The organism is Phenylobacterium sp., assembly GCF_036501465.1.
Lineage (GTDB): Bacteria > Pseudomonadota > Alphaproteobacteria > Caulobacterales > Caulobacteraceae > Phenylobacterium.
In genome coordinates this window covers 16,581-40,190 of record NZ_DASYAF010000155.1, presented here as the reverse complement: position 1 = coordinate 40,190, position 23,610 = coordinate 16,581, and the positions used below count along the sequence as shown (strand labels likewise).

Here is a 23,610-nt window from a genome sequence, read left to right as displayed (position 1 = left end):
ATCAAGCTTTGTGCGTGGTGATGTAATTGTCCACCACCCGATCCAACACCGTAAGCGGTATGGAGCCCGAAAGAAGCACCCCGTCATGGAACTGGCGGATGTCGAAGCGCGGACCGAGCGCGGTTTTCGCCTTTTCGCGCAAGCGCAGGAAGCTGACCTTGCCGACCATATAGGTGCAGGCCTGGGCCGTCTGGACGCAGTAGCGATCGATCTCCTGCTGGGCGAACGAGGCGGGATCGCCGTCGATGTTCGACAGCGCCTGGGACGCCTGCTCGCGGCTCCAGCGCAGGGCGTGCAAACCGGTGTTGGTGACCAGTCGGCCTGAGCGAAGCAGGGCTTCGTGGATGTAACCGAGCTCCCAGTCGGGATGGGCCTTGTAGAAGCCCATCTCGTCGGCGAGTTGCTCCGCATAGAGCGCCCAGCCCTCGATGTAGGCCTGGAAGCGCTCAATCTTGCGGATCCGCGGCAGGTCGGCCTGCTTCTGCAGGGTGAGCTGCAGGTGGTGGCCGGGGATGCCCTCGTGGAAGGTGATCGTCGGCAGGCACCAGAAGGGCAGCTCGGCGGTGTCCCTGAGGTTGAGCCAGTAGATGCCGGGCCGCGTCCCATCCAGGCTGCCGTCCGTGTAGTGGGTCGGAGCGCCCTGCTCGGTGGCCGGCGGGATGCGGCGGATCTCCAACGGGGTCTTGGGCAGGATGCCGAAATACTCGGGAAGTCGCGCCTGCATGGCCTGCACCAGGGCGTTGAGATCGGTGATCTCCCTGGCCTTGCCGGCGTCGGTGTTGGGATAGAGGTACTTGGGATCCTTGTAGAACGCCGCGTATCGCTGGGCGACCGAGCCTCCGGTCATGCCCAGTTTGCGGAAGAGGCCGTCGGCGCGGGCGGTGAGTTCGGCGGTGATGTCCAGACCCAGCTTGTGCACCTGGGCCGGGGTCAGGTTGCTGGTGGTCTCGGTCTTCAGCGCCAGGGCGTAGTAGGCTTCGCCGTCCGGCAGCTTCCACACGCCGGCGTCGTGCGTCGCCTTGGGTTTCAATCCCTCCAGCAGCGCCATCTGGCGCTCCAGCGCCGGCAGGACCTTTTCCGCATAGACCTGGCTGGCCTGGCCGCGCCAATCGCCGGCGATCCCCTTTGCCTTCGCCCGGTCGGCAAGCGAGGAAACCAGCGTCGACCTGTCGGCCGGCGCGTGCAGGGTCTTCATCTGGTCAAGGGCGCCGGAGATGCAGAAGTCCGGCGGGATCACGCCCAGGCCCGCGTCGTGGCGGACCCGTTCGATCTCCTCGTCCATCACCCGGGCGAACGCGGAAAGGCGCGCGACGTAGGCCTCGCAATCGGCGCGGGTTTCGATGGTGTGCTCGCTGTCCAGGAAATCCGGAATTTCCTGGTAGGCGCCGGTGACCTGGCTCAGCACATAGGGCGACCGATCCGTACCGAAGTCGAACCGGCGATTGGCCTGGTCATGGATGTCGAGGTCGTAAAGCACGGTGTCGTAGGCGACCGTCGCCTTTTCATCGAGCGCCGCGCGATCGATCCCGCGCAGCCGCGCAAGCTGGCTGGCGTTCAGCGCTTTGCGATGCGCGACGGCGGCGAGCGAGGCCGCGGACAGCTTCGACTTCTCGGCGGTGCGAAGGCCCTTGTCGAGGCCGAGCGAGGTGGCGAGCTCAGGGCTCTCGTCCAGCGCCTGATTGAAGAAATCGTCGAAGGCCTTGTTGACCTGCATCCCTGGACCGCCAGCGATCTGGCTCCTGGCGCCCGAAGCGGCCAACGCCGCGCCGGCGGTCGTGACAAGGAAACCCCGGCGATTGAATTGGCTCACGTCTTTCAATCCCTCCGCGGACGAGCCGATGCGGTTATTCAGGCCCGGTGCGATTTTCAAGTCGCGGCGTCATCCGGTCTTGAATGCAGTTCACCCCGCCACGGCCCAGGTTGCGGTGACGGTTGAGTTCGCTCGCGTCCTGCCTTCGGAACGACGCGCCGCTCAGGCCTTGTGGGCGGCGATGTAGTTGTCGACCACGTGCTCCAGCACGGTCAGCGGCATGGAGCCGGCCAGCAGCACCGCGTCATGGAACTGGCGGATGTCGAAGCGCGGCCCCAATGCCGCCTGGGCCTTGGCCCGCAGGCGCAGGAAGCTGACCTTGCCCACCATGTAGCTGCAGGCCTGGCCGGGCGTGGCGCAATAGCGTTCGATCTCCTGCTGGGCGAGCGAGATCGGGTCGCCGTCGATGCCGGCCAGGGTCTCGCTGGCCTTCTCGCGGCTCCATCTCATCGCGTGCAGGCCGGTGTCGGTGACCAGCCGGCCCGAGCGCAGCAGGGCGTCGTGGATATAGCCCAGCTCCCAGTCCGGGTGATCCTTGTAGAAGCCCATCTCGTCGGCGAGCTGCTCCGAATAGAGCGCCCAGCCTTCGATGTAGGCGCCGAAGCCGCCGGCCTTGCGGATCAGCGGCAGATCCGCCTGCTTCTGAAGCGTGAGCTGCAGGTGGTGGCCGGGGATGCCCTCGTGGAAGGTCGTCGTCGGCATGTCCCAGAAGGGCGCCTCGGCGGTGTCGCGCAGGTTCAGCCAGTAGATGCCCGGCCGCGTGCCGTCGAGGCTGCCATCGGTGTAGTGGGTCGACGCCCCCTGCTCCGTCGCCGGCGGGATGCGGCGGATCTCCAGCGGGGTCTTGGGCAGGGCGCCGAAATATTTCGGCAGGCGCGCGGTCATGTCCTTCACCAGGGCGTTGAGGTCGGCGACCTCCTTGGCCTTGCCCGCGTCGGTGTTGGGATAGAGGTACTTCGGGTCCTTGAAGAGCGCGCCGTAGCGTTGGGTGACCGTGCCCTGGCTCATGCCGAGCTTGCGGAACAGCTGGTCGGCGCGGGCGGTGAGTTCGGCGGTGATGTCGAGACCCAGCTTGTGCACCTCGGCCGGCGTCATGGTGGTGGTGGTCTGGGTCTGCAGGCAGGCCGCGTAATAGGCCTCGCCGTTCGGCAGCTTCCAGACGCCGGCGTCGTGCGTGGCCTTGGCCTTCAGCCCCTCCAGCAGCGCCATCTGGCGTTCCAGCGCCGGCAGCACCCTGCCCTCATAGGCCCGGGTCGCCTGGGCGGCCCAGTCGCCGGCGATGCCCTTGGCCTTGGCCCGGTCGACCACCGAAGAGACCAGCGTCGACTTGTCGGCCGGCGCGTGCAGGGTCTTCATCTGGCTGAGCGCGCCTGAGATGCAGAAGTCCGGCGGGACCACGCCCAGGCCAACGTCGTGGCGGACGCGCTCGCACTCCTGGTCCATCAGCCGGGCGAATTCGCCCAGGCGCGCGATATAGGCCTCGCAGTCGGCGCGGGTCTCGATGGTGTGCTGGCTGTCCAGGAAGTCCGGCACGCCCGACCAGGCGCCGGTGATCTGGGAGAGCACATAGGGCGCGTTGCCGTCGCCGTAGGCGAAGCCCTTGTAGAACCGGTCGTCGGCCTGCAGGTCGTAGAGCACCGAGTCGTAGTTCACCGCCGCCATGCCGGTGAGCGCGGCGCGGTCGATGGCGCGCATGCGGGCCAGGTCGGCGACGTTCATCCGTTTGTGCCGCTCGACGTCGGCCAGGCCGTCCTTGGAGAGCCGGGATTTCTCACCGGCCCGGGCGCCCTTGTCGAGCCCGAGCGCGGTGGCGGTCTCCGGGCTTTCGTCCAGCAGCTGGTTGAAGAAGTCGTCGAAGGCCCGGTTGAGCTGGGCCTCGGCGCCCTTGGCGGTGGTCTCCGCCCCGGCGGTCCCGGCGGCGGCATTGGCGGCGAGCGCGGCGGCGCCGGCGGACATCAGGACATGACGGCGATTCAGCACGGCGAGCCTCCAGCAAGCTTCCGGCGAAAGGCTTAGGGGGTCCGCGGACGGTCGCCAAGGCTGTCGGCACGAAAATCCGGTGCTGCGGGCCGCGCGCCGGTGAGATATGCCGGAACCCTTGTCGCTGGGGGTCTCCTGTTCCATGTCTGCTGGCCGTTTCGCAACCGTCGTTCTCCCGCTGGCCGCGCTTGCGCTGCTGGGCGCCGCGCCCAAGCCCGACGGCTCCGAACAGGCGGTGCAGAAGATCGTGGCGAGCCCCGGCTTCAAGGCCGCGGTGGCCGACCTCGACAGGACCCATGATCGGATGGTCGCCGACATCGTCACCCTGACCGAAATCCCCGCGCCGCCGTTCAAAGAGGCCGCCAAGGGCCGCGCGGTGATGGCGATGATGAAGGCCGAAGGCCTGGCCGACGTGGAGATGGACCCGGAAGGCAACGTCATGGGCCTGCGCCGCGGGACCGGCCCGGCCGGCGGCAAGCTCGTGGCCTTCGCCGCCCACCAGGACACCGTCTTCCCGGAAGGGACCGTGACCAAGGTGCGCCGCGAGGGGACCAGGCTCTATGCGCCCGGCGTCGGCGACGACACCCGCAGCCTGGCCGTGATGCTGGCCTATATCCGCGCGTTGGACGCGGCGAAGATCCAGACCAGGAGCGACATCCTGTTCGTGGCCGACGTGGGCGAGGAAGGCCCGGGCGACCTGCGCGGCATGCGCTACCTGTTCGGCAAGGGGAAGTACAAGGACCGCATCCAGGCCTTCTTCTCCATGGACGGCCTCAACCCGGCGGGGATCACCTACGCCGCGGTGGGCTCGCGCCGCTATCGGGTGAGCTTCCACGGCCCGGGCGGCCACAGCTACGGCGCCTTCGGGATCGTCAACCCGATGGCCGCGATGGCGCACGCCGTGGACGAACTCTACGAGGTGAAAGTTCCGGCCCACCCCAAGACCACCTATTCCGCCAGCGTGGTGAGCGGCGGGGTCAGCGTGAACTCGATCCCCGCCGACGTGACCCTGGAGGTCGACATGCGCTCGGAGAGCGCCGAGGAATTGGCCAAGCTCGACGCCCGCTTCCTGGCGATCCTCAAGGACGCCGAGGCGCATGAGAACGCCGCGCGCAGCACCGGCGTCGGCAAGATCACCGTCACGCCCAAGCTGATCGGCGAGCGGCCCACCGGCTCGACCAGCCCCGAGGCGCCGATCGTGCGCACCGTGGCCGCGGCGGCCAGGGCGGCCGGCTACACGCCGCAGCTGGACGCCTCCTCCACCGACGCCAACATCCCGATCAGCCTGGGCATTCCCGCGGTCACCATCGGCTCGGGCGGCGGCGGCGGGCGGGCGCACTCGCTGGACGAATGGATCGACGTCGCCAAGCCCGAGAGCCTGCGCGGCATGACCGTGGGCCTGGCGGCGCTGCTCGCCACCGCAGGGGTCTGATGCCCAAGGCGGTCGCCGTGGTCGGCGGCGGGCCGGCGGGGCTGATGGCGGCCGAGACGCTGGCCAAGGCCGGCTGCGCGGTCACGATCTACGAGCGGATGCCATCGGTCGGCCGCAAGTTCCTGCTGGCCGGGCGCGGCGGGCTGAACCTGACGCACTCCGAGCCGCTGGAAGCCTTCCTCGGGCGCTATGGCGAGGCCGCGCCGCGCCTTGCGCCGCTGATCGAGGCCTTCGCGCCCGCCGCGCTCACCGCCTGGGCCGAGGGGCTGGGCCAGGCGACCTTCGTGGGCAGTTCGGGCCGCGTCTTCCCCAAGGCCATGAAGGCCTCGCCCCTGCTGCGCGCCTGGCTGCGCAGGCTGGCGGAACTGGGCGTCGCGGTGCGCACGCGCCATGACTGGACGGGCTGGACCGCCGACGGCGTGCTCAACCTCCGGACGCCCGACGGCGAGGTCGCGGTGCGGCCGGACGCCACGATCCTGGCGCTGGGCGGGGCGAGCTGGCCGCGTCTGGGCGCGAACGGCGACTGGGCGGAACGGCTGGCGGCCGAGGGCGCGCAGGTCACGCCGCTCCGGCCCGCCAACGCCGGCTTCGACCTGGCCTGGAGCGAGGTGTTCCGCGAGCGGTTCGCCGGGGCGCCGCTGAAGGGCGTGGCGCTGACCTTCGGCCGCACGCGGCTGCGCGGCGAGGCGCTGGTGACCCGCCACGGGCTGGAGGGCGGCGGGGTCTATGCGCTGTCGGCGCAGCTGCGCGAGGCGGTGGCGGCGGAGGGGTCGGCGAGGCTGTGGATCGACCTGCGGCCCGAGGCCCGGGAGGCCGAGCTGGCGCAGCGGATCGCCGCCACGCCCGCCGGCCAGTCGCTCTCCAACCGGCTGCGCAAGGCGGGGCTTTCGCCGGTCGAGATCGGGCTGCTGCGCGAGGCGCATGGCAAGGACCTGCCGCCCGACCCGACGGCGCTGGCCAAGGCGATCAAGGGCGCGCCCCTGACGCTTGCCGCCATGCGGCCCATAGCGCGGGCGATTTCCACGGCCGGCGGCCTCGCCTTCGCAGGCCTGGACGAGCAGCTGATGCTCAAGGCGCGGCCGGGCGTCTTCGCGGCCGGCGAGATGCTGGACTGGGAGGCGCCCACGGGCGGCTATCTGCTGCAGGCGTGCTTCGCGAGCGGCGTGGCGGCGGCGCGTGGCGCGCTGGCCTGGCTGGGGTAGACTGGCGGCCGGAGGAGCCCGCCCGAAAGGACCTGGCATGGACATGCCGACCGCCGCCTTCGACGCCGAGGCCCACGCCGCGGAGATCCGCGCGCAGGGCTACACCGTCATCCGCGACCTGATGGATGCGGACCGGCTCGCCGAATTCCGCCGCGCGCTGCAGCCGTTCCTGGGGTCGCACCGCGGCCGCAACGACTTCGAGGGCTTCGAGACCGAGCGGGTCTACACGCTGGTCGCGCGGGCCAAGGTGTTCGAGGACCTGGCCTGCGAGCCCCGGATCCTGGCGCTGCTGAGCCGGTTCCTGGAGGGCGCTTTCCTGCTTTCCGCCACCCACGCGATCAACCTGAAGCCCGGCGAGACCGCCCAGTCCATCCACATCGACGACGGCTTCTATCAGCAGCCGCGCACCAGCCCCGCCGTGGGCTATTCGGTGATCGGCGCCATCGACGCCTTCACCGCGGAGAACGGCGCCACCGAGATCATCCCGGGCAGCCACCTGTGGGACGAGGCGGAGGTGGCGAGGCGGCGCGAGGAGCCGGGCGGGCTGGAGAAATACCTGGTCCCGATGGAGGTCCCGGCCGGCGCCTGCTTCGTCTTTCCTGGCAAGCTGCTGCACCGGGGCGGCGCGAACCGGACCGACAAGCCGCGCCTGGCCTTCACCAACCAGTACTGCGCCGGCTGGGCGCGGCCGCAGGAGAACTTCTTCCTCTCGGTGCCGAAGGACCTGGTGCGGGCGATGTCGCCGCGCGCCCAGGCGCTGCTCGGCTATGAGCTCTGGCCCAGCTTCATGGGCATGGTGACGGGCTCGCATCCGGCGAAGTCGCTGGAGCCGGGCTGGGTCGCGCCGATCGTGGCGCAGGCGCCGCGCGCCTAGCCGAGCCCCGTCCCACGCCCTCGAGGCGATAAGTTCGCGCTCCGGGAGAAGGGGTTTGCGCCCCGGATAACGCTGGTCCTTCTTAACCATGCAAAGCGGTGCAATGGGGGACTGACCATGGCGATGAAGGCTATCAAGGCGGCTCTGGCGGCGACGATCCTGCTGGGCGCGGCGTCGGCGGCGCAGGCGGCGGGCACGCCGATCAGCATCCAGAACGACGTCAACTCCAACCTCTACACCTACACCGGGGGCCTGTCGTATCCGGCGGCCGGGTCGACGGTGACCATCGGCGGCGTGGACTTCACCCTGGCCTCGTTCTTCCCGCCGGACTTCAACGCGCCGGACGTCGGGGTGATCCAGAGCGGCGACGGCAGCCCGACCTCGATCAACATCGCTACGCCGAACGTCACGATCGGCGCCACGACGACCTTCTATTCGCTGGTCAATTCGGCCTTTGGCGTGGCGACCAACACCGTCGGCGACCTGACGCTGAACTTCGCGGGCGGCGCGACCTTCGTCTACGACCTGACCGAAGGCGACAACCTGCGCGACCACTTCAACGGCAGCTTCAACATCAGCGCGCCGAACGTCTATGGCACGGCGACGTTCAGCGACGACCGGCTGGACGCCCAGCAGATCGTCCTGCCCGGCAGCTATGTCGGCGACGTGCTGACCTCGATCACGCTCAACAACACCCAGCCGCAATTCGGCAACCCGTTCCTGGCGGCCTTCACCGTCGTCGACCCGGGCGTGGGCGGCGTGCCCGAGCCGGCGGCCTGGGCGCTGATGCTGACCGGTTTTGCGGGGCTGGGCGCGATGCTTCGCCGCCATCGGCGCCAGGCGGCGCTCGCCTAGCCCGGCCGCGACCGGCCGTCGTTTCCCGGCGCCTTCAACGCAGCCCGGAAGAACCGCACGACGTCCTTCTTGAACCGCGCGTGGAAGGCGACGGGGTCGAAGCCGTCCTCATGGGCGCAAATCTCCGGCTCCGCCCGCGTCATGGCGGGCGGACAGGGCGCCAGGAATTCGTAGTGCCCCATGTGCGGGATCACGTGCATTTCCGGCGGGACCGGCAGGTCCTTGCGGACGGCTTCGGCGTAGAAGGGATTGGGCAGGACCGGATCGTCCTCGCCACGCCAGAGCTGCACCTTGGCGGTGATCTTGGCGAGGCCCGCCTTGCCGAAGGCGAAGCCGATGGCCGGCGAGGCGGAAACCACGGCCTTCACCCGCGGGTCGTGGGTCCAGACGCGCGGCGCGGTGAAATCGAACTTCGCCGCGGCGACGATCTGGCAATCGGTGAAGGCCGGCCGCTCACGGCAGTGGTCTTTCAGCGTGGACAGGTCCGGCTCCCCGCCGGCCAGGGTCAGGACGGTGAAACCTCCCGCCGAGAACCCGAACGCCCCGATGCGGTCCGTCGCGAGCCTGTCGTGGCCCGGCCAACGGTCCAGCATGTAGTTGGTCAGGACCTCGAGCTGGTAGGGACGATCTTCCAGATGGGTGGCGCGGGAGGAATCCTTCCAGCTGTCGCCGTTGTGGGTGACCGAAGCCGCCACGAACCCCGCTTCGGCCAGCGCTTCGGCCGTGTCGTGGTGCCCGGCGTAGGACCCGCCGTGACCGTGGGACATGACGATCAGCACATGCCCGTGGCCCCGGACCGGCGCGTCCGGCGCGACGGTCTGGGTGTAGAGTTCGAGAGGCTGGGGCTTGCCGCTCGAGGCGGTGGGATACCAGACCCCGACCTCCAGCGGCGCGCCGCCCTTGGGATCGGGGATGTTGAAATGCTGGAAGCCCACTCCGGCTGCGGCGAGGGTCGGGACAAGCGCCGCGACGCAGGCGGCGGCGAGGGCGGCGGCGAAAAGGGACAGCTGTCGCATGGCGAACTCCGGCTGGGACGCCAGCCTCGTCCCCGCTTCGCCGGCCACTTGCCACCGCGGCTTCGCGAACGGGCGAACGGGTTCGTGGCCGGGCGAGCGGGTTCGTCCGCGCCTGAACGGTGCTAAAGCTGCGCCCGATGCGGCGTGCGGCGAGCGAGGGTCTGTGGGGCGGCTGGGCGCAGGACGCCGTCCTGGTCACCGTCCTGGGCGTTTTCCTCGCCGCGATCGGCCCCTACGGCAGCTATCTGAACGGGCCCTTCTGGCAGCGCCTGGTGTTCCAGCTGCCCTGCTGCTGGCTGGGCTGGGGGGTGATCGGGACGGGTGTCCGCCTGGCCATCGCGCGATTCCGGCCGGGACCGGTCCTGTGGGCGGCGACCTTCGCGACCGCGGCGGTGGCCATGGCGCCGGTCGCCCTGCTCAACATCGTCATGGCCCGCTGGCTCTGGCCGTTCCTCGGCCGCTACATGACGCCGCTCGCCTGGTATTCGGAGGGGCTGATCCTCGCCGCGCCGATCAGCTTCGCCTTCGTCTGGCTGGGCCTTCGCCGCGTGGGTCGCGCCCGGCTGCGGCTGGAGGCCGCCGCCGACCCGCCGGCGCCCGCGGCCGGCCTGTTGCGCGCCCGGCCGCGCGAGGTGCTCTGCCTGCAGATGGAGGACCACTATGTGCGGGTGCGCACGCCGACGGGCTCACACCTGGTGCTCGCCACCTTCCAACAGGCGCTGGCGGCCTTGCAGGGCGCCTCCGGCCTACGCGTGCACCGCTCCTGGTGGGTGGCCGACGGCGCGGTCGCCCGCGCGGAGCTCGACGGGCGCAACCTGCGCCTGATCCTGACCGACGGCCTCGCCGTGCCCGTGGCCCGCTCCAGCGTCGCCGAGGTGCGCTCGCGCGGCTGGCTCTCGGAGAACCCGGCCTAGAGCCCGGCCGGCCAGGGATCAGTGCGAGGCCGGCCTCAGACCAGCCGCCGCTTCCACAGCGAGAACAGCCGCGCCCAGTGCCGTTCGGCCGCCGGCTTGTCATAGACCGCACCGCGCTGCGGGAAGGCGAAGCCGTGGTGGACGCCCTCGTAGAGCTCGACCTCGGCGTTGAGGTTCTTGGACTTCACCAGCTGGTCCAGGGTCTGGACCATCTCCATGGGCGCATAGCTGTCGTGCTCGGCGCAGGCGAAGTAGAGCTCGCCCTTGGCCTTCTGGGCCGCCAGGTGCGGGCTGTCGGGCCGGTCGGTGACCAGCTGGACGCCATAGACCGAGGCGGCGGCCGCCACCCGGTCCGGGTAGCGCGCGGCGAAGTTGATCGCGTACTGGCCGCTCATGCAGTAGCCGAGCGCGGCGATCTTGCCGTGGCTGGCCGCCGGGTCGCGGTCGGCGAAGTCCAGCAGGGCGTCGCCGTCGTCCATGATCATCGGGATGGTGATCGAGCCCATCAGCTCGAACATCCGCGCCCGCCACGCCTCCTGGTCCGGCGGCGGCGGCTGCAGGTCGGCCAGCTCCATCACGCCCGAGCGGTAGTAGAGGTTGGGCAGCATCACGTAGTAGCCGGCCGACGCGATGCGCCGGGCCATGTCGCGCAGCTCCTCGCGGATGGCCGGCGCGTCCATGAAGAACAGCACCACCGGGTGCGGGCCGTCGCGGTCCGGATGGACGATGAAGGTGGTGGTGGCCCCGTCCTTGGTGGGGATCTCGACAGTGTGCTCGATCATGAGGCGATCTCCGACACGGTTGTGGCGTTCTGCGTGGGCGCAGTCCGGGTCCTGGCCAGCAGGCCGCCGGCGACGGCGCCCAGCAAGGCGACGCCGAGCGAGGCCGCCATCAGCGGCGAAAGCATGGCGCGCCCATCGCCCATCGCCGCCCCGCTACCGACGTCCAGAATGGCGTAGGCGACCCAGACGAGAGCGGAGAATGCAACCGCATTGCGCTGCGGCCGTCGCCGCCCCAGGACCCAGGCCGCCAGGAAAAACAGGCACGCCCCGCCAATCGGTGCGGACCAGTCGGCGACATGGAGGGCTCGCACATCGACGACCACCGCCCGTCCGGGACTCGTCGCCAAGGCGTAGACGGTGATCGCGGCGGTCGCGACCAGCAGGTTGAGCGCCAGGATCAGCAGGGCGAGTCCCACCGCCTTCAGCGCGTCGAGCTGCTTCATTCGGCCTGCACTCCGACCAGTTCCGACGGCTCGACGCCCTGTTCCTTCAGGAACGGCTCAGCATAGTTGATCGTGCCGGTCAGCGTCTTAGGGTCGCCGGAGGCCAGGCGGTAGACGGCCTCGGCGATGTATTTGATCGGCTGCACCCGGTCCTTGGTGGCCTCGGTGATCAGGCCGTGGACCGCGACTCCGGGCGTCGCCACCAGCCCGGGCGAGACCACGTTGACGGCGATGTTGTCGTCATAAACCTCCGAGGCCAGGCCGGTGGTGAGGCGCTCCAGGGCCGCCTTGCACATGCCGTAGACCGTGCCGCCGCCGCGCCGGTTGTAGGGCTGTTTCGGATGGATGCCGGCGCCGGAGGAGATGTTGACGATCCAGCCCTGCTTGCGCTCGCGCATGGACGGCAGGACGAGCTGGCTCAAGTGGAACGGCGCATAGACCTGCACCTCCATCATCAGCTTGAAGCGCTTTTCCGGGAAGTCGGCGACCGGCATGAAGTAGGTGATGGCCGCGTTGTTCACCAGGATGTCGACCGGACCGTAGGCGGCGACCGCCGCCTCGATCAGTTTCTCGCGCTCGGAGGCCTGGGCGAGGTCGGCCTTGATGAAGGTCGCCTGGCCGCCGGCCCGCTTGATGCGCTCGACGGTCTCGTGGAGCGTGCCCGGCAGGCGGCTCTCGCCCGCCTCGGCGGTGCGGGCGGAAACGACGACGTTCGCGCCCTCCATGGCCAGGCGCGCGGCGATGGCCTCGCCGATGCCGCGGCTGGCGCCGGTGACCAGCGCGTTCCTGCCCTTCAGCGGGCCGTCAGGATTGATCGTGGGTGAAGTGCTTTGAGGCTCACGCATCACCGTCCTCCAAATGGCTTTTGTTGTAATGGGCCAAGGCTCGCGCGGCTGAGGGCGGGACGCAAGGGAAGGTTGCGCCGCCAAGGTTGCGCTGGCGGCCGCCGGGCGGTTCACTGGCGCCATGCGGATTCCCGACGAGAACCTGGCCGAGGTGTTCGACCGCGGCTTCACCGTGGTCGAGAACTTCCTGGACAAGGAGACGCTGCGCGCCGCCCAGGATGCGCTGTGGGAAATCTATCCGCGCCCCGAGGCCTATTTCGCCGATCCGTCGGCCCATCCGAAATACGCCAAGAGCCAGTTCGCCGGCCTGCGCTTCTTCCCCTACCCGTCCTGGGACCTGAACCGCGTGGCGGTCTATCCGGACCTGATCGACGCGGCCGAGCGGTTCCTGCAGACCCCCGACATCGCCTGCTACAAGATCGAGCTCTGGGGGAAGTATTCCGGCGCCATCGACTACGACCAGCACCACCACCGCGACTACGAGAACCACACCATCGTGGTTCCCCGCGCCGACCAGGTCATGCCGCAGATGACCTGCTTCATCCTGCTGTCCGACGTGACCGAGCTGGACGGGCCCACCAAGGCGGTGCCGCTGGACAAGACCCGCCACATCCCGCTGGGGATCACCCAGAGCGAAATGGGCGACTTCTTCGACGACGAGGTGGCCGTGACCGGCCCGGCGGGGACGATCCTGATCTACAAGACCGACGTCTTCCACCGCGGCTCGAACTTCAAGGCGCCGGGCCGCTCGCGCTTCGTCATGCCGGTGGACTTCAAGAAGCGCGGCTGGCGCTGGCAGAACAAGATGGCCTGGGCCGACCACACCCTGAAGCCGGGCTGGAAGGAGGCGATGGTGAAGATGACGCCGCGCCAACGCGACCTGTTCGGCTGGCCGCAGCCGGGCGACCCCTACTGGAACGCCCAGACGCTGAGCGACGTGGCGCTGCGCTATCCCGGCATCGACCTGTCGCCCTATGGCGGAGCGGCCGCATGCTGAAGTTCAACATGGGCTGCGGGCAGAACAAGCTCGAGGGCTACGTCAATGTCGACTCCATGCCCGGCGGCCAGCCCGACCAGGTGGTGGACCTGGAGCAGACGCCCTGGCCCTGGCCCGACAACAGCGCCGAGGAGGTGGTGTTCAACCATTCGCTGGAGCACATGGGCGGCGACCCCAAGGTGTTCCTGGCGATCATGGTCGAGCTCTACCGGATCTGCGCCCCGGGCGCGGCGGTGCACATCCGCGTCCCCGACCCGCGGCACGACCACTTCCTGAACGATCCGACCCACGTGCGCGTCATCACCCCCGACATGCTGCAGCTCTTCGACCGGGAGCTGAACGAGCAATGGGGCCGCCAGCGCATCTCCAACTCGCCGCTGGCGCTCTACACCGGCGTCGACTTCAAGGTGACCGACCATCGGATGGTGCTGGCCGAGCCCTATGGATCGCGCTTCGACGCCGGCGAGCTTTCCGCGGAACAGGCGATCCAGGCCGCCAATTCGCTCAACAACGTCATCCAGGAATGGGTGATCCGGCTCGAGGTCCGCAAGCCCTCGCCGGATGGCGAGACCGCCGCATGACGAAGTTCAACATGGGCAGCGGCCTCAACCGCAAGGCCGGCTACGTGAACGTCGACGCCGCGCCGGAGTCCGAGCCGGACGAGGTGTTCGACCTGGAGACCACGCCCTGGCCCTGGGCGGACAACTGCGCCGAAGAGGTGCGCTTCAACCATTCGCTGGAGCACATGGGCGGCGACCCCAAGGTGTTCCTGGCGATCATGAAGGAGCTCTACCGGATCTGCGCGCCGGACGCGGTGGTGGTGGTCAATGTCCCCGATCCGCGGCACGACAACTTCATCACCGACCCGACCCATGTGCGCCCGATCACCCCCCATGTGCTGGGGCTGTTCGACCGGCAGGCGAACGAGGCGTGGCGCGCGTCTGGCGCGGCCAATACGCCGCTGGCGCTCTACACCGGCGTCGATTTCAAGGTCGAGAGCTACGCAGCCGTGCTGTCGGAGCCCTACAAGTCCCGCTACACCGCCGGCCAGCTGAAGGACGAGGAGCTGAACCACCTGGTCCGCAGCGCCAACAACGTCATCGAGGAATGGCGCATCAAGCTCGTCGCGCGGAAACCGCGGGCTTGAGCGGGGTCCCCTCCGACCTGCGCCGCGGCCTGATCACCCACCTGGCGGGCGAGCTGGCGGCGGCCGAGGCGGCCTATCGCCTGGCGCTGGGGAACCCCGCCCTGGCGCCGGCCGCGCGCCACCACCTGATCCGCCTGCTGGAAGGCCAGGCCCGCTGGGACGAGGCGCTCGAACTGCGTCGCGCCGACTGCGCCGCCGCGCCGGACGACGCTGAGGCGGCGGTGGGGCTCGGCATGGCCCTGCTGGGGCTGGGCCGCTACGGCGAGGGCTGGCCGCTGTTCGAGGCCCGCAAGCGCCTGCCCAACGTCGGGCGCTACCTGCCAAGGGTGAGCTATCCGGAGTGGGACGGGCGGCCGGTGGGCGCGCTCACCGTCTGGGACGAGCAGGGCGTGGGCGACACCCTGCAATTCGTCCGCTTCCTGCCGATCCTGAAGGCGCGGGGGATCGAGGTGACCTTCGTCTGCCGCGGCGAACTGACGAGCCTCTTGGGTGAGCTGCCGGTGAAGGTGGTCGCCGCCGACCAGGCGGCCAGCCTGCCGCCTGCCGACGCCTGGGCGATGCTGGATTCCCTGCCCGGCCGAATGGGCGTGACCCTGGAGACCCTGCCCGCGGCCATGCCCTACCTTGCGGTCCCGGCGGCGCGACGCGAGCGCTGGGCCAAGCGGATCGGGCCCGGGACCCACATCGGGGTGGTGACCCACGGCAATCCGCGCCATCCGAACGATGCGCATCGCTCGCTGCCGGCCGAAGCGGCGGCCCTCCTGCTGACCCTGCCGGGCGCGGTGACGCTGACGCCAGGCGCGGGCCCGCTGGTCCTGGAGGACTTCGCCGACACCGCCGCCGCCCTGGAGCGGATGGCCCTGGTGATCACCGTCGACACCGCGGTGGCGCACCTGGCGGGCGCGCTCGGCCGGCCCTGCTGGGTGCTGCTGCCGCACCTGGGCGTCGACTGGCGCTGGCTGCACGAGCGGACCGACAGCCCCTGGTATCCGAGCCTGAGGCTCTATCGCCAGCCGGCGGCGGGCGACTGGGCGAGCGCGCTGAAACAGCTGGGCGCCGACCTGCCGGGCTTCTTCGCCCAGGCCGGTCCGCCGCCGGCCGGCTAGTCCTCGAGCACCCTCAGGCGGCGCACGGTGAGGTCGGCGACCTCCAGCTTCTTGATCCGCACGCGGCCGACCGAGACCGCGCCGATCGCCAGGGCCCCGATCGAGACCGCGCCGAAGGTGATGGCGCCGATGGCCGCTGCGCCCGCCGCCAGGCCCAGCCAGGCGCTGAGTGGAACCCGCCGGCGGGCCGGACGAACGGCGGCGGTCTCTGGGGGTTCGGGGGTGATCATGACTGGTCCAGGGCCTGGCGCACTTCGGCCACCACGCTGGCCCAGTCGCCGGGCGCGGGCTGGCGGAAGATGCGGATGGAGGGATACCACGGGCTGTCGGTGCGGCCGGTCATCCAGCGCCAGTCGCCCTTGTAGGGCAGCATCAGCAGGCAGGGCTTGCCCATGGCCCCGGCCAGATGGGCGAGCGAGGTGTCGACAGTGACAACGCGCGCCAGGCCCGCCACGATCTCGCGGGTGGCCTCCATGTCAGCGGCGCCGGTCTCCTCGCGCTCCAGCCGCCGCACCCCCGGCAGGGCGGCGAGCGGGGTGGCGACATCCGGCGCCATGGAGCGATTGGCGTCGTCGGGGTGGATCGGCGCGCCGCGGGTGACCAGCCCCAGGCCGCTCCCGCCCTGGCCGCCCGGCAGGTAGGGCGGCGGCGGAATGGTCTCCAGCGTCGTGCCCATGCGCCACGGCAGGGAGGCGGCCAGCACCCAGGCGTCGTGCGGCCCCAGCGGCACCGGGCCGTTGGCGGCCACGACCTCGCAGCCGAGCGGGGCGAACAGCCGGGCGAGCGCGGTGTGGCAGACCAGGGTCACCCTCACGCCCTTGTCCAGCAGCGGCTTCACATAGCGGGCGTACTGGATCTGGTCGCCCAGCCCCTGCTCCGGCCAGATCACCAGGGAGCGTGCGGGCTGCCCCTGCCACTCCGGGAACGGGAGCTGCGGCTTGCGGTTGTCGCCCGGCTTGACCATCCGGGCCTCGTAAAGCGGCCAGCCCTCCGCGTAGCGGCCGGTGCGCAGCAGCAGGAAGGCGAGCTGGCGCTGCTGGACCGGATCGGCCGGGTCGCGCTGCAGCATGTCGCGATAGACCGCCTCGGCCTCGTCCCAGCGGCGCTGGTCCTCGAGCAGCAGGCCGAGGTTCAGGGCGGTGGGCGAGGTCGGCTGGGCGCCCTGCAGGGCGCGGTAGAGCCGCTCGGCCTGGGCGAGCTGGCCCGCGCGGTGGGCGGCCACCGCCATCTGCCAGACCTCGGCGGCGGACAGGGTGCGCGGCGCGCCGCCAGGGCTTTGGGATTCAGCGGTCACAGGCTTCGTCGTCTCAGCGGGGAGGTTCGCCGGATGTTTGGCGGCCCCGCCCTTAGAAGGCAAGCGGGCGCGCAGGCAAGCTTGGCGGCTTACGCGGCCTTCTGCAGTTCCTGCTTCACCCGCTCGGCCAGGGTCTTGATGTCGATCGGCTTGGGCAGGAAGGAGACGTTGGTCTCGCCTTCCAGCAGGTCGGAGAATTCGCTTTCCGCATAGCCGGAGATGAACATCACCGGCGCCGAGCCCAGGTAGGCACGGGCCTGTTTCAAGAGATCCGGCCCCTGCATGCCGGGCATCACCACGTCGGAGATCATCAGGTCGATCTCGCCGGCGTGGGTCTCGGCCAGTTCAAGGGCCTCCTCGCCGCTGGCCGCCTCGATCACCTCGTAGCCGCGGGCGCGCAGCAGCTTGGCGGCGACGCCGCGCACGGCGTCCTCGTCCTCCACGAACAGGATGCGCCCGGCGCCGGAGAGGTCGCGGGCCACCGGCCGCTTCGGCTGGGCCGCCACGGGCTCGGGCTGGGCGGCCACGGCGGGGATGTGCACCGGCAGGAAGATGCGGAAGGCCGCGCCCTCGCCGGGCTTGGAATCCACCGCGATCCAGCCGTCGGACTGCTTGACGATGCCGTAGACGGTGGCCAGGCCCAGGCCGGTCCCCTCGCCCACCGGCTTGGTGGTGAAGAAGGGCTCGAAGATCTTGGCCATGACGTCGGGCGGGATGCCGGGGCCGTCGTCGCTGACCTCGATCAGCGCCTGGTCGCCCTGGGCGCCCGGATAGCCCAGGCCGTGGGCCTGCTCCTGGGTGAGCCGCGCGGTGCGGATCTTGACCTTGCCGCCGCCGTGGGCGCGCACCGCGTCGCGGGCGTTGACCGCCAGGTTCATCACCGCGGTCTCCAGCTGGCCGCGGTCGGCGCGCACGTGCGGCAGGTTGCGGCCGTAGTCGGTGGTGAGCTTGACGTCCTCGTACAGCACCCGGCGCAGCAGCACCTCGAACTCGCTGATCAGCTCGCCCAGGTCGAGGATCTCGCGCTGGACCGTCTGCTTGCGCGAGAAGGCGAGCAGCTTGCGCACCAGGTCGGCGGCGCGCGTCGAGGTCTGCTTGATCTCGTTCAGCCCCTCGTAGCTGGGATCGCCCACCGGGTGGCGGGTGGCCAGCACGTCGAGCTGCATGAAGATGGCGGTGAGCAGGTTGTTGAAGTCGTGCGCCACGCCGCCGGCCAGCTGGCCGATGGCCTGCATCTTCTGGCTCTGGGCGAGCTGCAGCTCGATCTGCTTCTGCTCGGAGACGTCCACCAGATAGGCCACGAAGGCGCCGTCGCTCTTGGACAGGTAGAGGTGGGCGATGCGAGCCGGATCGTGCGCCAGGCGCACCTCGACCGGGGCGGCGGAACCCCATTGACTGAAATCTGGGCCCTGGCTGAGCTTGTGGGCGGCGTCGGCGCGGCTGGCGGGCTCGATCAGCGCGCCGAAGACCTGGCCCTTCTCGCCGCCGCCGGCCACCGCCCGGAGCGCCGGATTGGCCTCGACGATCACGGCTTCGAACGGGTCCTCGCCCGCCAGCAGGGCCGCGCCGAACGGCGAGGCGGCGGCGAAGGCGTCCAGCACCTTGGGCGGCGCCGGCTTGGCCCCGGTGAAGGCGGAAAGCACCTCCATGGCGGCCGGCGGCAGGGCCAGAGCGCCGGCGCCCAGGCCGGTCAGGCGCACCAGGAAGCGGCGCGACCCCAGGGGCGAGACCTGGGCCTCGTGCTCGGCGCCGGCGGCCTTGATCACCGCATGGGCGACCTCGCCGCGGCGGGCGGCCGACAGGGCGGCGAACAGGCTGGTGGCCGACGGCCCCGACTTCGGCAGGCGCGCGCCCGTCCCGATGGTCGACTTCCAGGCGGCGTTGGCGGCCTGCACCTTGCCGTCCGGGGCGGCGATGGCGGCGGGCTCGGAGAGCGCGTCGACCAGCTGTTCGGCGCCGGTTTCGGCCTCGTTCGGCATTTCGGTGGAATCGCGCAGGACGAAAAGGCCCAGGCAGGCCACGCCCGCCAGACCGATCAGCAGCAGCAGGCCGGCCAGCGTCGTGACGCCGGCCTTCAGGGCCGGCGCGGCGGCGAAGGCCACGGCCATCAGGAAGAACACCACGGCCGCCGCGGTCAGCGGCTCGAAGCGCCCTTTGCGGGCCTTGCGGACCTGCGGCTCGGCCATGGCTCCAGCCAGCGCCTCCATCTGCGGCCGGGCGCGGCCTTCCGCGGGAGCGGCGGCAGTCTCGTCCGGCGAATCGGTCACGGGCATTCTCTCACAGGCGCCGGATGGTTACAGGCGGGGTTATGGGCAGGGACTATAGGCCGCCGCCATTGCGGAAGCGGCGCGCGGCGACCTCGCGACCGGCGTTCAGGATGAAGCCGACGATCTTGGCCACCGCCTCGTAGTGGGCGGGCGGGATGATGTCGTCGATCTCCACGGCGGCGTAGAGGGCGCGGGCCAGGGGCGGATCCTCCAGCACCGGCACGCCGGCCTCCTCGGCGATCTCGCGGATCTTCAGGGCCAGGGTGTCGAGGCCCTTGGCGACGCACAGGGGCGCCGGCGCCTCGGCGGTGTCGTACTTCAGCGCCACCGCGTAGTGGGTCGGGTTCATGACCACCACCGTGGCCTTGGGCACCTGGGCCATCATCCGGCGCCGGGCGCGCTCGACGCGAAGCTGCTTCTGGCGGGCGCGGATGTGGGGGTCGCCTTCGGACTGTTTGAAGTCCTCCTTCAGTTCCTCCTTGGTCATCCGCATCTTGCTCATGAAGCGCTGGCGCTGCCAGAGCCAGTCGGCGCCGGCGACCACGACGAGGAAGGCGGTCACCGCGAAGAACAGCCGCTTCACCAGGTCCAGCGCGAAGACCAGGGTGGAGAGCGGATCGAGCTCGGCCAGATGCTCGAGTTCATTCAGGTGCGGGCTCACCACCCAGTAGGCGAGCGCGCCGGTGAGCATGACCTTCACCAGCGACTTCAGGAACTGCATCAGCCCGTCGATCGAGAACAGCCGCTTGAACCCGGCGGTCAGCGACAGCTTCTGGAAGTCCGGCGCCAGCTTTTCGGGGCTGAACACCAGGCCGGTCTGGATGACGTTGCCGAACACCCCGGCTGCACACGCCGCCAGGAGCACCGCGCCCATCACCGGCGCCACCGCCATCACGCCGGCGCGGAACACCTGCATGCCGCCGCCGCCGGCGAAGTCCACGGTCTCTGGTGAGGCGATGAAGGGCGTGAGCGCGCTCATCAGGCTTCGGCTGAGCGACCCGCCGGCCATGATGACCACCGCCGCGGCCGCCGACAGCGAGGCCAGCGACGCCAGGTCGGGGGTCTTGACGAACTCGCCGCGCTCCCGCGCCTGCTGGAGTTTGCGTGGTGTCGGTTCTTCTGTTTTCGAGGCCGCGTCGTTCGTGTCGCTCATGGCTCACCCCAGAAAACCGGCATGAGGCGCGTCACGCGAAGATCGCGAGCAGGTCGCGGTAGTGGTCGAGCCAGACCATGCCGATCACCCCCAGGCTGAGGGCGAAGATCGACAACGAAAAGATCACCATCAGGGGCGAGGTCACGAAGTAGATCTGGAACTGCGGCATCACCCGCCCGACCATGCCGGCGGCGATGTTGAAGACCAGCGAGAAGGCCACCACCGGGGCGGCGAGCTGCAGGCCGAGCGCGAACGACCGCGACACGGTCTGCACCGCCAGCGCATTGGCGTCGGCCAGCGGGATGTCCCTGGCGAACGGGAACAGGGTGTAGGAGCGCACGATCGCCGACAGGAAGAGGTGATGCATGTTGGTGGTCATGATCAGCACCAGGCCCAGTAGGCCCAGGAAGGTGCTGAGCGAGGTGGACGGCGCGGCCTGGGTCGGGTTGGCGGTCTGGGAAAAACCCAGGGTGCTCTGGATCGACATGATCTCGCCGGCCGCCGACAGCGACGACATGAAGAAGCGCAGGATGCCGCCGATCATCATGCCGATCAGGGTCTCCTTGATCACCGCGCCAACGATCGCGCTGATGTCGGCCGGCAGGGCCGGGACCGTCGCGCCCACCACCGGGAACAGGACCAGCGCGAGCGCCAGGGCGAACGACAGGCGCACGCGGACCGGCACGAAGGTCTCGCCGATGCCGGGGATCAGCATGACGATGGCCCCGAGGCGCGCGAAGATCAGGCCGGCGGCGTAGACCTGCTGGGCGGGGGCGTAGTGTTCCATCGGCCGCCCGGGCCTCAGATGCCGGCGATGCGCTGGGCGATATGGCGCATGAAGGTGCTCATCAGCCCGCCCATCAGCGGCAGGAAGACGAGCAGGGAGATGAAGATCGCCACGATCTTCGGCGCCGCCACCAGGGTGGCTTCCTGGATCTGGGTCAGCGCCTGAAGCAGGCCGATGCCGACGCCCACGATCAGGCCGACGATCAGGCAGGGCGCGGCCAGCTGGATCGTCAGCCAGATGGCGTCGCGGCCGACGTCCAGAACCTCGCCGCCGCTCATGAAGACCTCTTGGAATAACTGGATAAATCCGCGTCTCGGCGGACTTCGCCAGCATGGTCCGGCATGGTTAATGAAAGCCTACGGACTGGGCAGAATCTGCCGGTCCAGGGCCTTCGCCGCCTCGGCCGGCGAGTCCTTGTCGGCGTCGCGGTCGACGCTCAGATTGGCCGCCTGCATGGTCGCCACATCGATCTTGCCGATCAGCGGCTTCAGCGCCGCCAGCAGCCGCTGGTCATGCGCCCGTTTGGGCGAGATCAGGATCACCGCGTCATAGGGCGGGATGGCGCTCTTGGGGTCGGAGAGGATCGCCAGGTGGTCGGCGGCGATGCGGCCGTCGGAGGAGAAGGCGCTGATCACGTCGGCCTCGCCGCCCGCCAGCGCGCGGTACATGAAGGTGGGCTGGTAGGAACGCTTGGCCTTGAACTTCAGGTCGTAGGCGGCTTCCACCGCCTTCCATTCCGGCCGCGACAGGAACTCCAGGTCCGAGCCCAGGGTGAGCCTGGGCGCCTGGGCGGCGAGGTCGGCGATGGAGCTGACGCCCAGGGCCTTGGCGCGATCGGGCCGCATGACGAAGGCGTAGGCGTTCTCGAAGCCCAGGGAGCCCAGGACGGTGACGTGATCGCGCCGGGCGAGCTCGGCGGTCAGTTCTTTCAGCACCTGGGCGCGGCCGGGATTGTCCTTGCGGTTCAGCACGTTGGCCCACAGGGTCCCGGAATAGTCGACATAGGCGTCGATCTCACCGGCCGCCAAGGCGCGATAGGCGACGGCCGAGCCCAGGTCCTCCTTGCGGGTGACGCGCGCGCCGGCCTTCTCCAGCCGGTCGGCCATCAGCTCGGCCAGGATGTACTGCTCAGAGAAGTTCTTGGCGCCGACCACATAGGCCGCGGGTTTGCTCAGCCCCACGGCCAGCGGCGTGAGCGCCAGGGCCACCGCCCCCGCCAGGCCGCCCAGGCCGATCAGCAGCAGGCCCGGGTTGCGCGCCCGCGTCGCCGTCTCGACCAGGCCCAGGAGCTGGTCGGCGACCAGGGCCAGGACCGCCGAGGCGGCGCAGCCGAACAGCACGAAGACCCAGTTCTCGGTCTGCAGGCCGGCGAAGATGTAGTTGCCGAGGCTGGTCTGGCCGACCGGCGTGGATAGCGTCGCCGCCCCGATGGTCCAGACCGCGGCGGTGCGCACCCCGGCCATGATCACCGGCGCGGCCAGCGGCAGCTCCACCCGCCACAGGCGCTGGCTGGGCGTCATGCCGACCCCGTCGGCGGCGTCACGGATCGCGGGATCGACACCCAGGATGCCGGCGGTCCCGTTCCGGAGGATCGGCAGCATGGAATAGAGCGTCAGCGCCAGCAGCGAGGGCAGGAAGCCCAGGGCCGAGAAGCCCTTGCCCAGCACCGCGTGGCTGAGCGCCGAGAGCGCCAGCAGAAGGGGATAGAACAGCGCCAACAGCGCCAGGCTGGGAATGGTCTGGATCAGGCTGGCGAGCGCCAGCACCGGCCAGCGCAGCCGCGCGCTGCGGCTCGCCGCCACCGCCAGCGGCAGGCTGATCGCCACCCCCAGCACCAGCGCGCTGAAGCTCAGCAGCACGTGCCAGCCGAGATATTCCGGCAGCAGGGCGAAGGCCTGGGACAGGCGCGGGCTCACGGCGCGGCCCTCGCCTCGCCGGCCAGCTTGGCCTGCAGCCGCTCGGCCTGGCGGCGCGGCGAATCCAGCAGGGCGCGGACGCCCTCGTCCTCGGTCCCCGCCAGCAGCGCCGCCGGCGTCCCGTCGGCGACCACCCGGCCGTCGCGCAGCACCACGATACGGTCGGCGAGCAGCACGGCCTCGCCCATGTCGTGGGTGACCATGACGGTGGTCAGCCCCAGCTGCTCGTGCAGGGCGCGGTAGTCGCTGCCGAGCGCATCGCGGGTCAGCGGGTCCAGGGCCCCGAACGGCTCGTCCATCAGCACCAGCTTGGGCTCGGCGGCGAGCGCGCGGGCCACCCCGACCCGCTGGCGCTGGCCGCCGCTCAGCGCATCCGGCTTGCGGCCGGCCACCGCCAGCGGCAGGTCGACGAGCCCCAGCAGGTTCGCCACCCGCCCGTCGATCCGCTTCTTCTCCCACCCCAGAAGCCTGGGGGTGATGGCGATGTTCTCGGCTACCGTCAGATGCGGGAAAAGGCCGATTTCCTGGAAGACGTAGCCCACCTTGCGGCGCAGCACGTGCGGCGGGGCCGTGGCCACGTCCTGGCCCAGCACCCGCACCTCGCCGGCATCGGGCGTGACCAGGCGGTTGATGGTCTTGAGCAGGGTGGTCTTGCCGGAGCCGGAGCCGCCGACCAGGGCGGTGAAGGCGCCGGTCTCGATGGAAAGGCTGACGCCCGCCAGGGCCTCAAGGGCGCCGTAGCGCTTCCCAACCCCCGAAAGCTCGATCGCCGCCCCCGCCATGGCCAAGG

At 70.2% G+C, this 23,610-nt stretch carries 23 protein-coding genes; 9 read left to right on the top strand and 14 right to left on the bottom strand.

Features of this window, described 5'->3' with window-relative positions:
• Position 1: 1 nt before the first annotated feature.
• Together VGL85_RS17720 and VGL85_RS17715 are read right to left on the bottom strand one after the other, a co-directional pair.
• Positions 2–1,714, bottom strand: a complete 1,713-nt coding sequence (locus tag VGL85_RS17720) for a DUF885 domain-containing protein (protein WP_331590318.1) — start codon at positions 1,712–1,714, stop codon at positions 2–4.
• A 258-nt stretch (positions 1,715–1,972) separates the two neighbouring features.
• On the bottom strand, positions 1,973–3,790 hold the full coding sequence (locus VGL85_RS17715) for a DUF885 domain-containing protein (protein WP_331590317.1): 1,818 nt from the start codon (positions 3,788–3,790) through the stop codon (positions 1,973–1,975).
• 142 nt (positions 3,791–3,932) lie between these two features.
• Between VGL85_RS17715 and VGL85_RS17710 the strand changes: the two genes are divergently transcribed.
• The 4 genes from VGL85_RS17710 to VGL85_RS17695 all read left to right on the top strand — a co-directional run bounded on the left by VGL85_RS17710 (position 3,933) and on the right by VGL85_RS17695 (position 8,153).
• Positions 3,933–5,222 carry a M20/M25/M40 family metallo-hydrolase gene (locus tag VGL85_RS17710; protein WP_331590316.1) on the top strand — a complete coding sequence of 430 codons (1,290 nt, stop codon included), beginning with the start codon at positions 3,933–3,935 and terminating at the stop codon, positions 5,220–5,222.
• Positions 5,222–6,424: a TIGR03862 family flavoprotein gene (locus VGL85_RS17705; RefSeq protein WP_331590315.1), complete on the top strand. Its 1,203-nt coding sequence runs from the start codon at positions 5,222–5,224 to the stop codon at positions 6,422–6,424. The genes VGL85_RS17710 and VGL85_RS17705 overlap by 1 nt, the downstream gene beginning before the upstream one ends.
• A gap of 37 nt (positions 6,425–6,461) precedes the next feature.
• Positions 6,462–7,298 carry a phytanoyl-CoA dioxygenase family protein gene (locus VGL85_RS17700; RefSeq protein ID WP_331590314.1) on the top strand — a complete coding sequence of 279 codons (837 nt, stop codon included), beginning with the start codon at positions 6,462–6,464 and terminating at the stop codon, positions 7,296–7,298.
• 117 nt (positions 7,299–7,415) lie between these two features.
• Positions 7,416–8,153, top strand: coding sequence for a PEPxxWA-CTERM sorting domain-containing protein (locus VGL85_RS17695; RefSeq protein WP_331590313.1), 738 nt, complete (start codon positions 7,416–7,418; stop codon positions 8,151–8,153).
• Here the strand turns inward: VGL85_RS17695 and VGL85_RS17690 are convergent.
• Positions 8,150–9,169 carry a dienelactone hydrolase gene (locus tag VGL85_RS17690; RefSeq protein WP_331590311.1) on the bottom strand — a complete coding sequence of 340 codons (1,020 nt, stop codon included), beginning with the start codon at positions 9,167–9,169 and terminating at the stop codon, positions 8,150–8,152. The two genes, VGL85_RS17695 and VGL85_RS17690, sit on opposite strands and share 4 nt — an antisense overlap.
• Positions 9,170–9,306: 137 nt before the next feature.
• On the opposite strand from VGL85_RS17690, the gene VGL85_RS17685 reads away from it, so the two are divergent.
• Entirely contained in the window at positions 9,307–10,083 is a 777-nt protein-coding gene (locus VGL85_RS17685; RefSeq protein ID WP_331590310.1) for a LytTR family DNA-binding domain-containing protein, read from the top strand.
• Between the two features lie 35 nt (positions 10,084–10,118).
• Here the strand turns inward: VGL85_RS17685 and VGL85_RS17680 are convergent, their stop codons facing one another.
• The 3 genes from VGL85_RS17680 to VGL85_RS17670 are packed head-to-tail and all read right to left on the bottom strand — an operon-like array spanning position 10,119 to position 12,153.
• A complete protein-coding gene (locus VGL85_RS17680) occupies positions 10,119–10,865 on the bottom strand; it encodes a dienelactone hydrolase family protein (RefSeq protein WP_331590309.1) in 747 nt (248 codons plus the stop codon).
• Positions 10,862–11,308, bottom strand: coding sequence for a hypothetical protein (locus tag VGL85_RS17675; protein ID WP_331590308.1), 447 nt, complete (start codon positions 11,306–11,308; stop codon positions 10,862–10,864). Before VGL85_RS17675 ends, VGL85_RS17680 begins: the two co-directional genes overlap by 4 nt.
• Positions 11,305–12,153, bottom strand: coding sequence for an SDR family NAD(P)-dependent oxidoreductase (locus tag VGL85_RS17670; RefSeq protein WP_331590307.1), 849 nt, complete (start codon positions 12,151–12,153; stop codon positions 11,305–11,307). Before VGL85_RS17670 ends, VGL85_RS17675 begins: the two co-directional genes overlap by 4 nt.
• Positions 12,154–12,274: 121 nt before the next feature.
• Here VGL85_RS17670 and VGL85_RS17665 point away from each other — a divergent pair, with 121 nt between their 5' ends.
• Genes VGL85_RS17665 through VGL85_RS17650 form a run of 4 tightly spaced genes read left to right on the top strand, consistent with a single transcriptional unit; the run spans position 12,275 to position 15,403 of the window.
• Positions 12,275–13,150 carry a phytanoyl-CoA dioxygenase family protein gene (locus VGL85_RS17665; RefSeq protein ID WP_331590306.1) on the top strand — a complete coding sequence of 292 codons (876 nt, stop codon included), beginning with the start codon at positions 12,275–12,277 and terminating at the stop codon, positions 13,148–13,150.
• On the top strand, positions 13,144–13,731 hold the full coding sequence (locus VGL85_RS17660) for a hypothetical protein (RefSeq protein ID WP_331590305.1): 588 nt from the start codon (positions 13,144–13,146) through the stop codon (positions 13,729–13,731). The genes VGL85_RS17665 and VGL85_RS17660 overlap by 7 nt, the downstream gene beginning before the upstream one ends.
• Positions 13,728–14,297 (top strand): hypothetical protein, encoded by a 570-nt coding sequence (locus tag VGL85_RS17655; protein WP_331590304.1) that lies wholly within the window; start codon positions 13,728–13,730, stop codon positions 14,295–14,297. Before VGL85_RS17660 ends, VGL85_RS17655 begins: the two co-directional genes overlap by 4 nt.
• A complete protein-coding gene (locus VGL85_RS17650; protein ID WP_331590303.1) occupies positions 14,294–15,403 on the top strand; it encodes a hypothetical protein in 1,110 nt (369 codons plus the stop codon). Before VGL85_RS17655 ends, VGL85_RS17650 begins: the two co-directional genes overlap by 4 nt.
• Here the strand turns inward: VGL85_RS17650 and VGL85_RS17645 are convergent.
• The 8 genes from VGL85_RS17645 to VGL85_RS17610 all read right to left on the bottom strand — a co-directional run bounded on the left by VGL85_RS17645 (position 15,400) and on the right by VGL85_RS17610 (position 23,602).
• On the bottom strand, positions 15,400–15,633 hold the full coding sequence (locus VGL85_RS17645) for a hypothetical protein (protein WP_331590302.1): 234 nt from the start codon (positions 15,631–15,633) through the stop codon (positions 15,400–15,402). The two genes, VGL85_RS17650 and VGL85_RS17645, sit on opposite strands and share 4 nt — an antisense overlap.
• Entirely contained in the window at positions 15,630–16,697 is a 1,068-nt protein-coding gene (locus VGL85_RS17640) for a tetratricopeptide repeat protein (protein WP_331590301.1), read from the bottom strand. The genes VGL85_RS17645 and VGL85_RS17640 overlap by 4 nt, the downstream gene beginning before the upstream one ends.
• Positions 16,698–16,786: 89 nt before the next feature.
• Positions 16,787–18,904, bottom strand: a complete 2,118-nt coding sequence (gene cckA, locus VGL85_RS17635; protein WP_414695301.1) for a cell cycle histidine kinase CckA — start codon at positions 18,902–18,904, stop codon at positions 16,787–16,789.
• Between the two features lie 112 nt (positions 18,905–19,016).
• A complete protein-coding gene (gene flhB / locus VGL85_RS17630) occupies positions 19,017–20,117 on the bottom strand; it encodes a flagellar biosynthesis protein FlhB (protein WP_331590300.1) in 1,101 nt (366 codons plus the stop codon).
• Positions 20,118–20,148: 31 nt separating this feature from the next.
• On the bottom strand, positions 20,149–20,904 hold the full coding sequence (fliR, locus tag VGL85_RS17625) for a flagellar biosynthetic protein FliR (protein WP_331590299.1): 756 nt from the start codon (positions 20,902–20,904) through the stop codon (positions 20,149–20,151).
• Positions 20,905–20,918: 14 nt separating this feature from the next.
• Entirely contained in the window at positions 20,919–21,182 is a 264-nt protein-coding gene (fliQ, locus tag VGL85_RS17620) for a flagellar biosynthesis protein FliQ (RefSeq protein ID WP_331590297.1), read from the bottom strand.
• 78 nt (positions 21,183–21,260) lie between these two features.
• Positions 21,261–22,820, bottom strand: coding sequence for a glycine betaine ABC transporter substrate-binding protein (locus tag VGL85_RS17615; protein WP_331590296.1), 1,560 nt, complete (start codon positions 22,818–22,820; stop codon positions 21,261–21,263).
• A complete protein-coding gene (locus VGL85_RS17610) occupies positions 22,817–23,602 on the bottom strand; it encodes an ATP-binding cassette domain-containing protein (protein ID WP_331590295.1) in 786 nt (261 codons plus the stop codon). Before VGL85_RS17610 ends, VGL85_RS17615 begins: the two co-directional genes overlap by 4 nt.
• Positions 23,603–23,610: the final 8 nt, after the last annotated feature.

What these genes read in the sequence shown, in the direction of transcription:
- VGL85_RS17675 (WP_331590308.1), bottom strand. Translation starts at nt 11,308, where the DNA reads ATGAAGCAGCTCGACGCGCTGAAGGCGGTGGGACTCGCCCTGCTGATC.
- flhB (WP_331590300.1), bottom strand. Translation starts at nt 20,117, where the DNA reads ATGAGCGACACGAACGACGCGGCCTCGAAAACAGAAGAACCGACACCA.
- VGL85_RS17700 (WP_331590314.1), top strand. Translation starts at nt 6,462, where the DNA reads ATGGACATGCCGACCGCCGCCTTCGACGCCGAGGCCCACGCCGCGGAG.
- VGL85_RS17685 (WP_331590310.1), top strand. Translation starts at nt 9,307, where the DNA reads ATGCGGCGTGCGGCGAGCGAGGGTCTGTGGGGCGGCTGGGCGCAGGAC.
- VGL85_RS17645 (WP_331590302.1), bottom strand. Translation starts at nt 15,633, where the DNA reads ATGATCACCCCCGAACCCCCAGAGACCGCCGCCGTTCGTCCGGCCCGC.
- fliR (WP_331590299.1), bottom strand. Translation starts at nt 20,904, where the DNA reads ATGGAACACTACGCCCCCGCCCAGCAGGTCTACGCCGCCGGCCTGATC.
- fliQ (WP_331590297.1), bottom strand. Translation starts at nt 21,182, where the DNA reads ATGAGCGGCGGCGAGGTTCTGGACGTCGGCCGCGACGCCATCTGGCTG.
- VGL85_RS17660 (WP_331590305.1), top strand. Translation starts at nt 13,144, where the DNA reads ATGCTGAAGTTCAACATGGGCTGCGGGCAGAACAAGCTCGAGGGCTAC.
- cckA (WP_414695301.1), bottom strand. Translation starts at nt 18,904, where the DNA reads ATGGAGGCGCTGGCTGGAGCCATGGCCGAGCCGCAGGTCCGCAAGGCC.
- VGL85_RS17695 (WP_331590313.1), top strand. Translation starts at nt 7,416, where the DNA reads ATGGCGATGAAGGCTATCAAGGCGGCTCTGGCGGCGACGATCCTGCTG.
- VGL85_RS17655 (WP_331590304.1), top strand. Translation starts at nt 13,728, where the DNA reads ATGACGAAGTTCAACATGGGCAGCGGCCTCAACCGCAAGGCCGGCTAC.
- VGL85_RS17680 (WP_331590309.1), bottom strand. Translation starts at nt 10,865, where the DNA reads ATGATCGAGCACACTGTCGAGATCCCCACCAAGGACGGGGCCACCACC.
- VGL85_RS17610 (WP_331590295.1), bottom strand. Translation starts at nt 23,602, where the DNA reads ATGGCGGGGGCGGCGATCGAGCTTTCGGGGGTTGGGAAGCGCTACGGC.
- VGL85_RS17705 (WP_331590315.1), top strand. Translation starts at nt 5,222, where the DNA reads ATGCCCAAGGCGGTCGCCGTGGTCGGCGGCGGGCCGGCGGGGCTGATG.
- VGL85_RS17665 (WP_331590306.1), top strand. Translation starts at nt 12,275, where the DNA reads ATGCGGATTCCCGACGAGAACCTGGCCGAGGTGTTCGACCGCGGCTTC.
- VGL85_RS17720 (WP_331590318.1), bottom strand. Translation starts at nt 1,714, where the DNA reads ATGCAGGTCAACAAGGCCTTCGACGATTTCTTCAATCAGGCGCTGGAC.
- VGL85_RS17710 (WP_331590316.1), top strand. Translation starts at nt 3,933, where the DNA reads ATGTCTGCTGGCCGTTTCGCAACCGTCGTTCTCCCGCTGGCCGCGCTT.
- VGL85_RS17690 (WP_331590311.1), bottom strand. Translation starts at nt 9,169, where the DNA reads ATGCGACAGCTGTCCCTTTTCGCCGCCGCCCTCGCCGCCGCCTGCGTC.
- VGL85_RS17670 (WP_331590307.1), bottom strand. Translation starts at nt 12,153, where the DNA reads ATGCGTGAGCCTCAAAGCACTTCACCCACGATCAATCCTGACGGCCCG.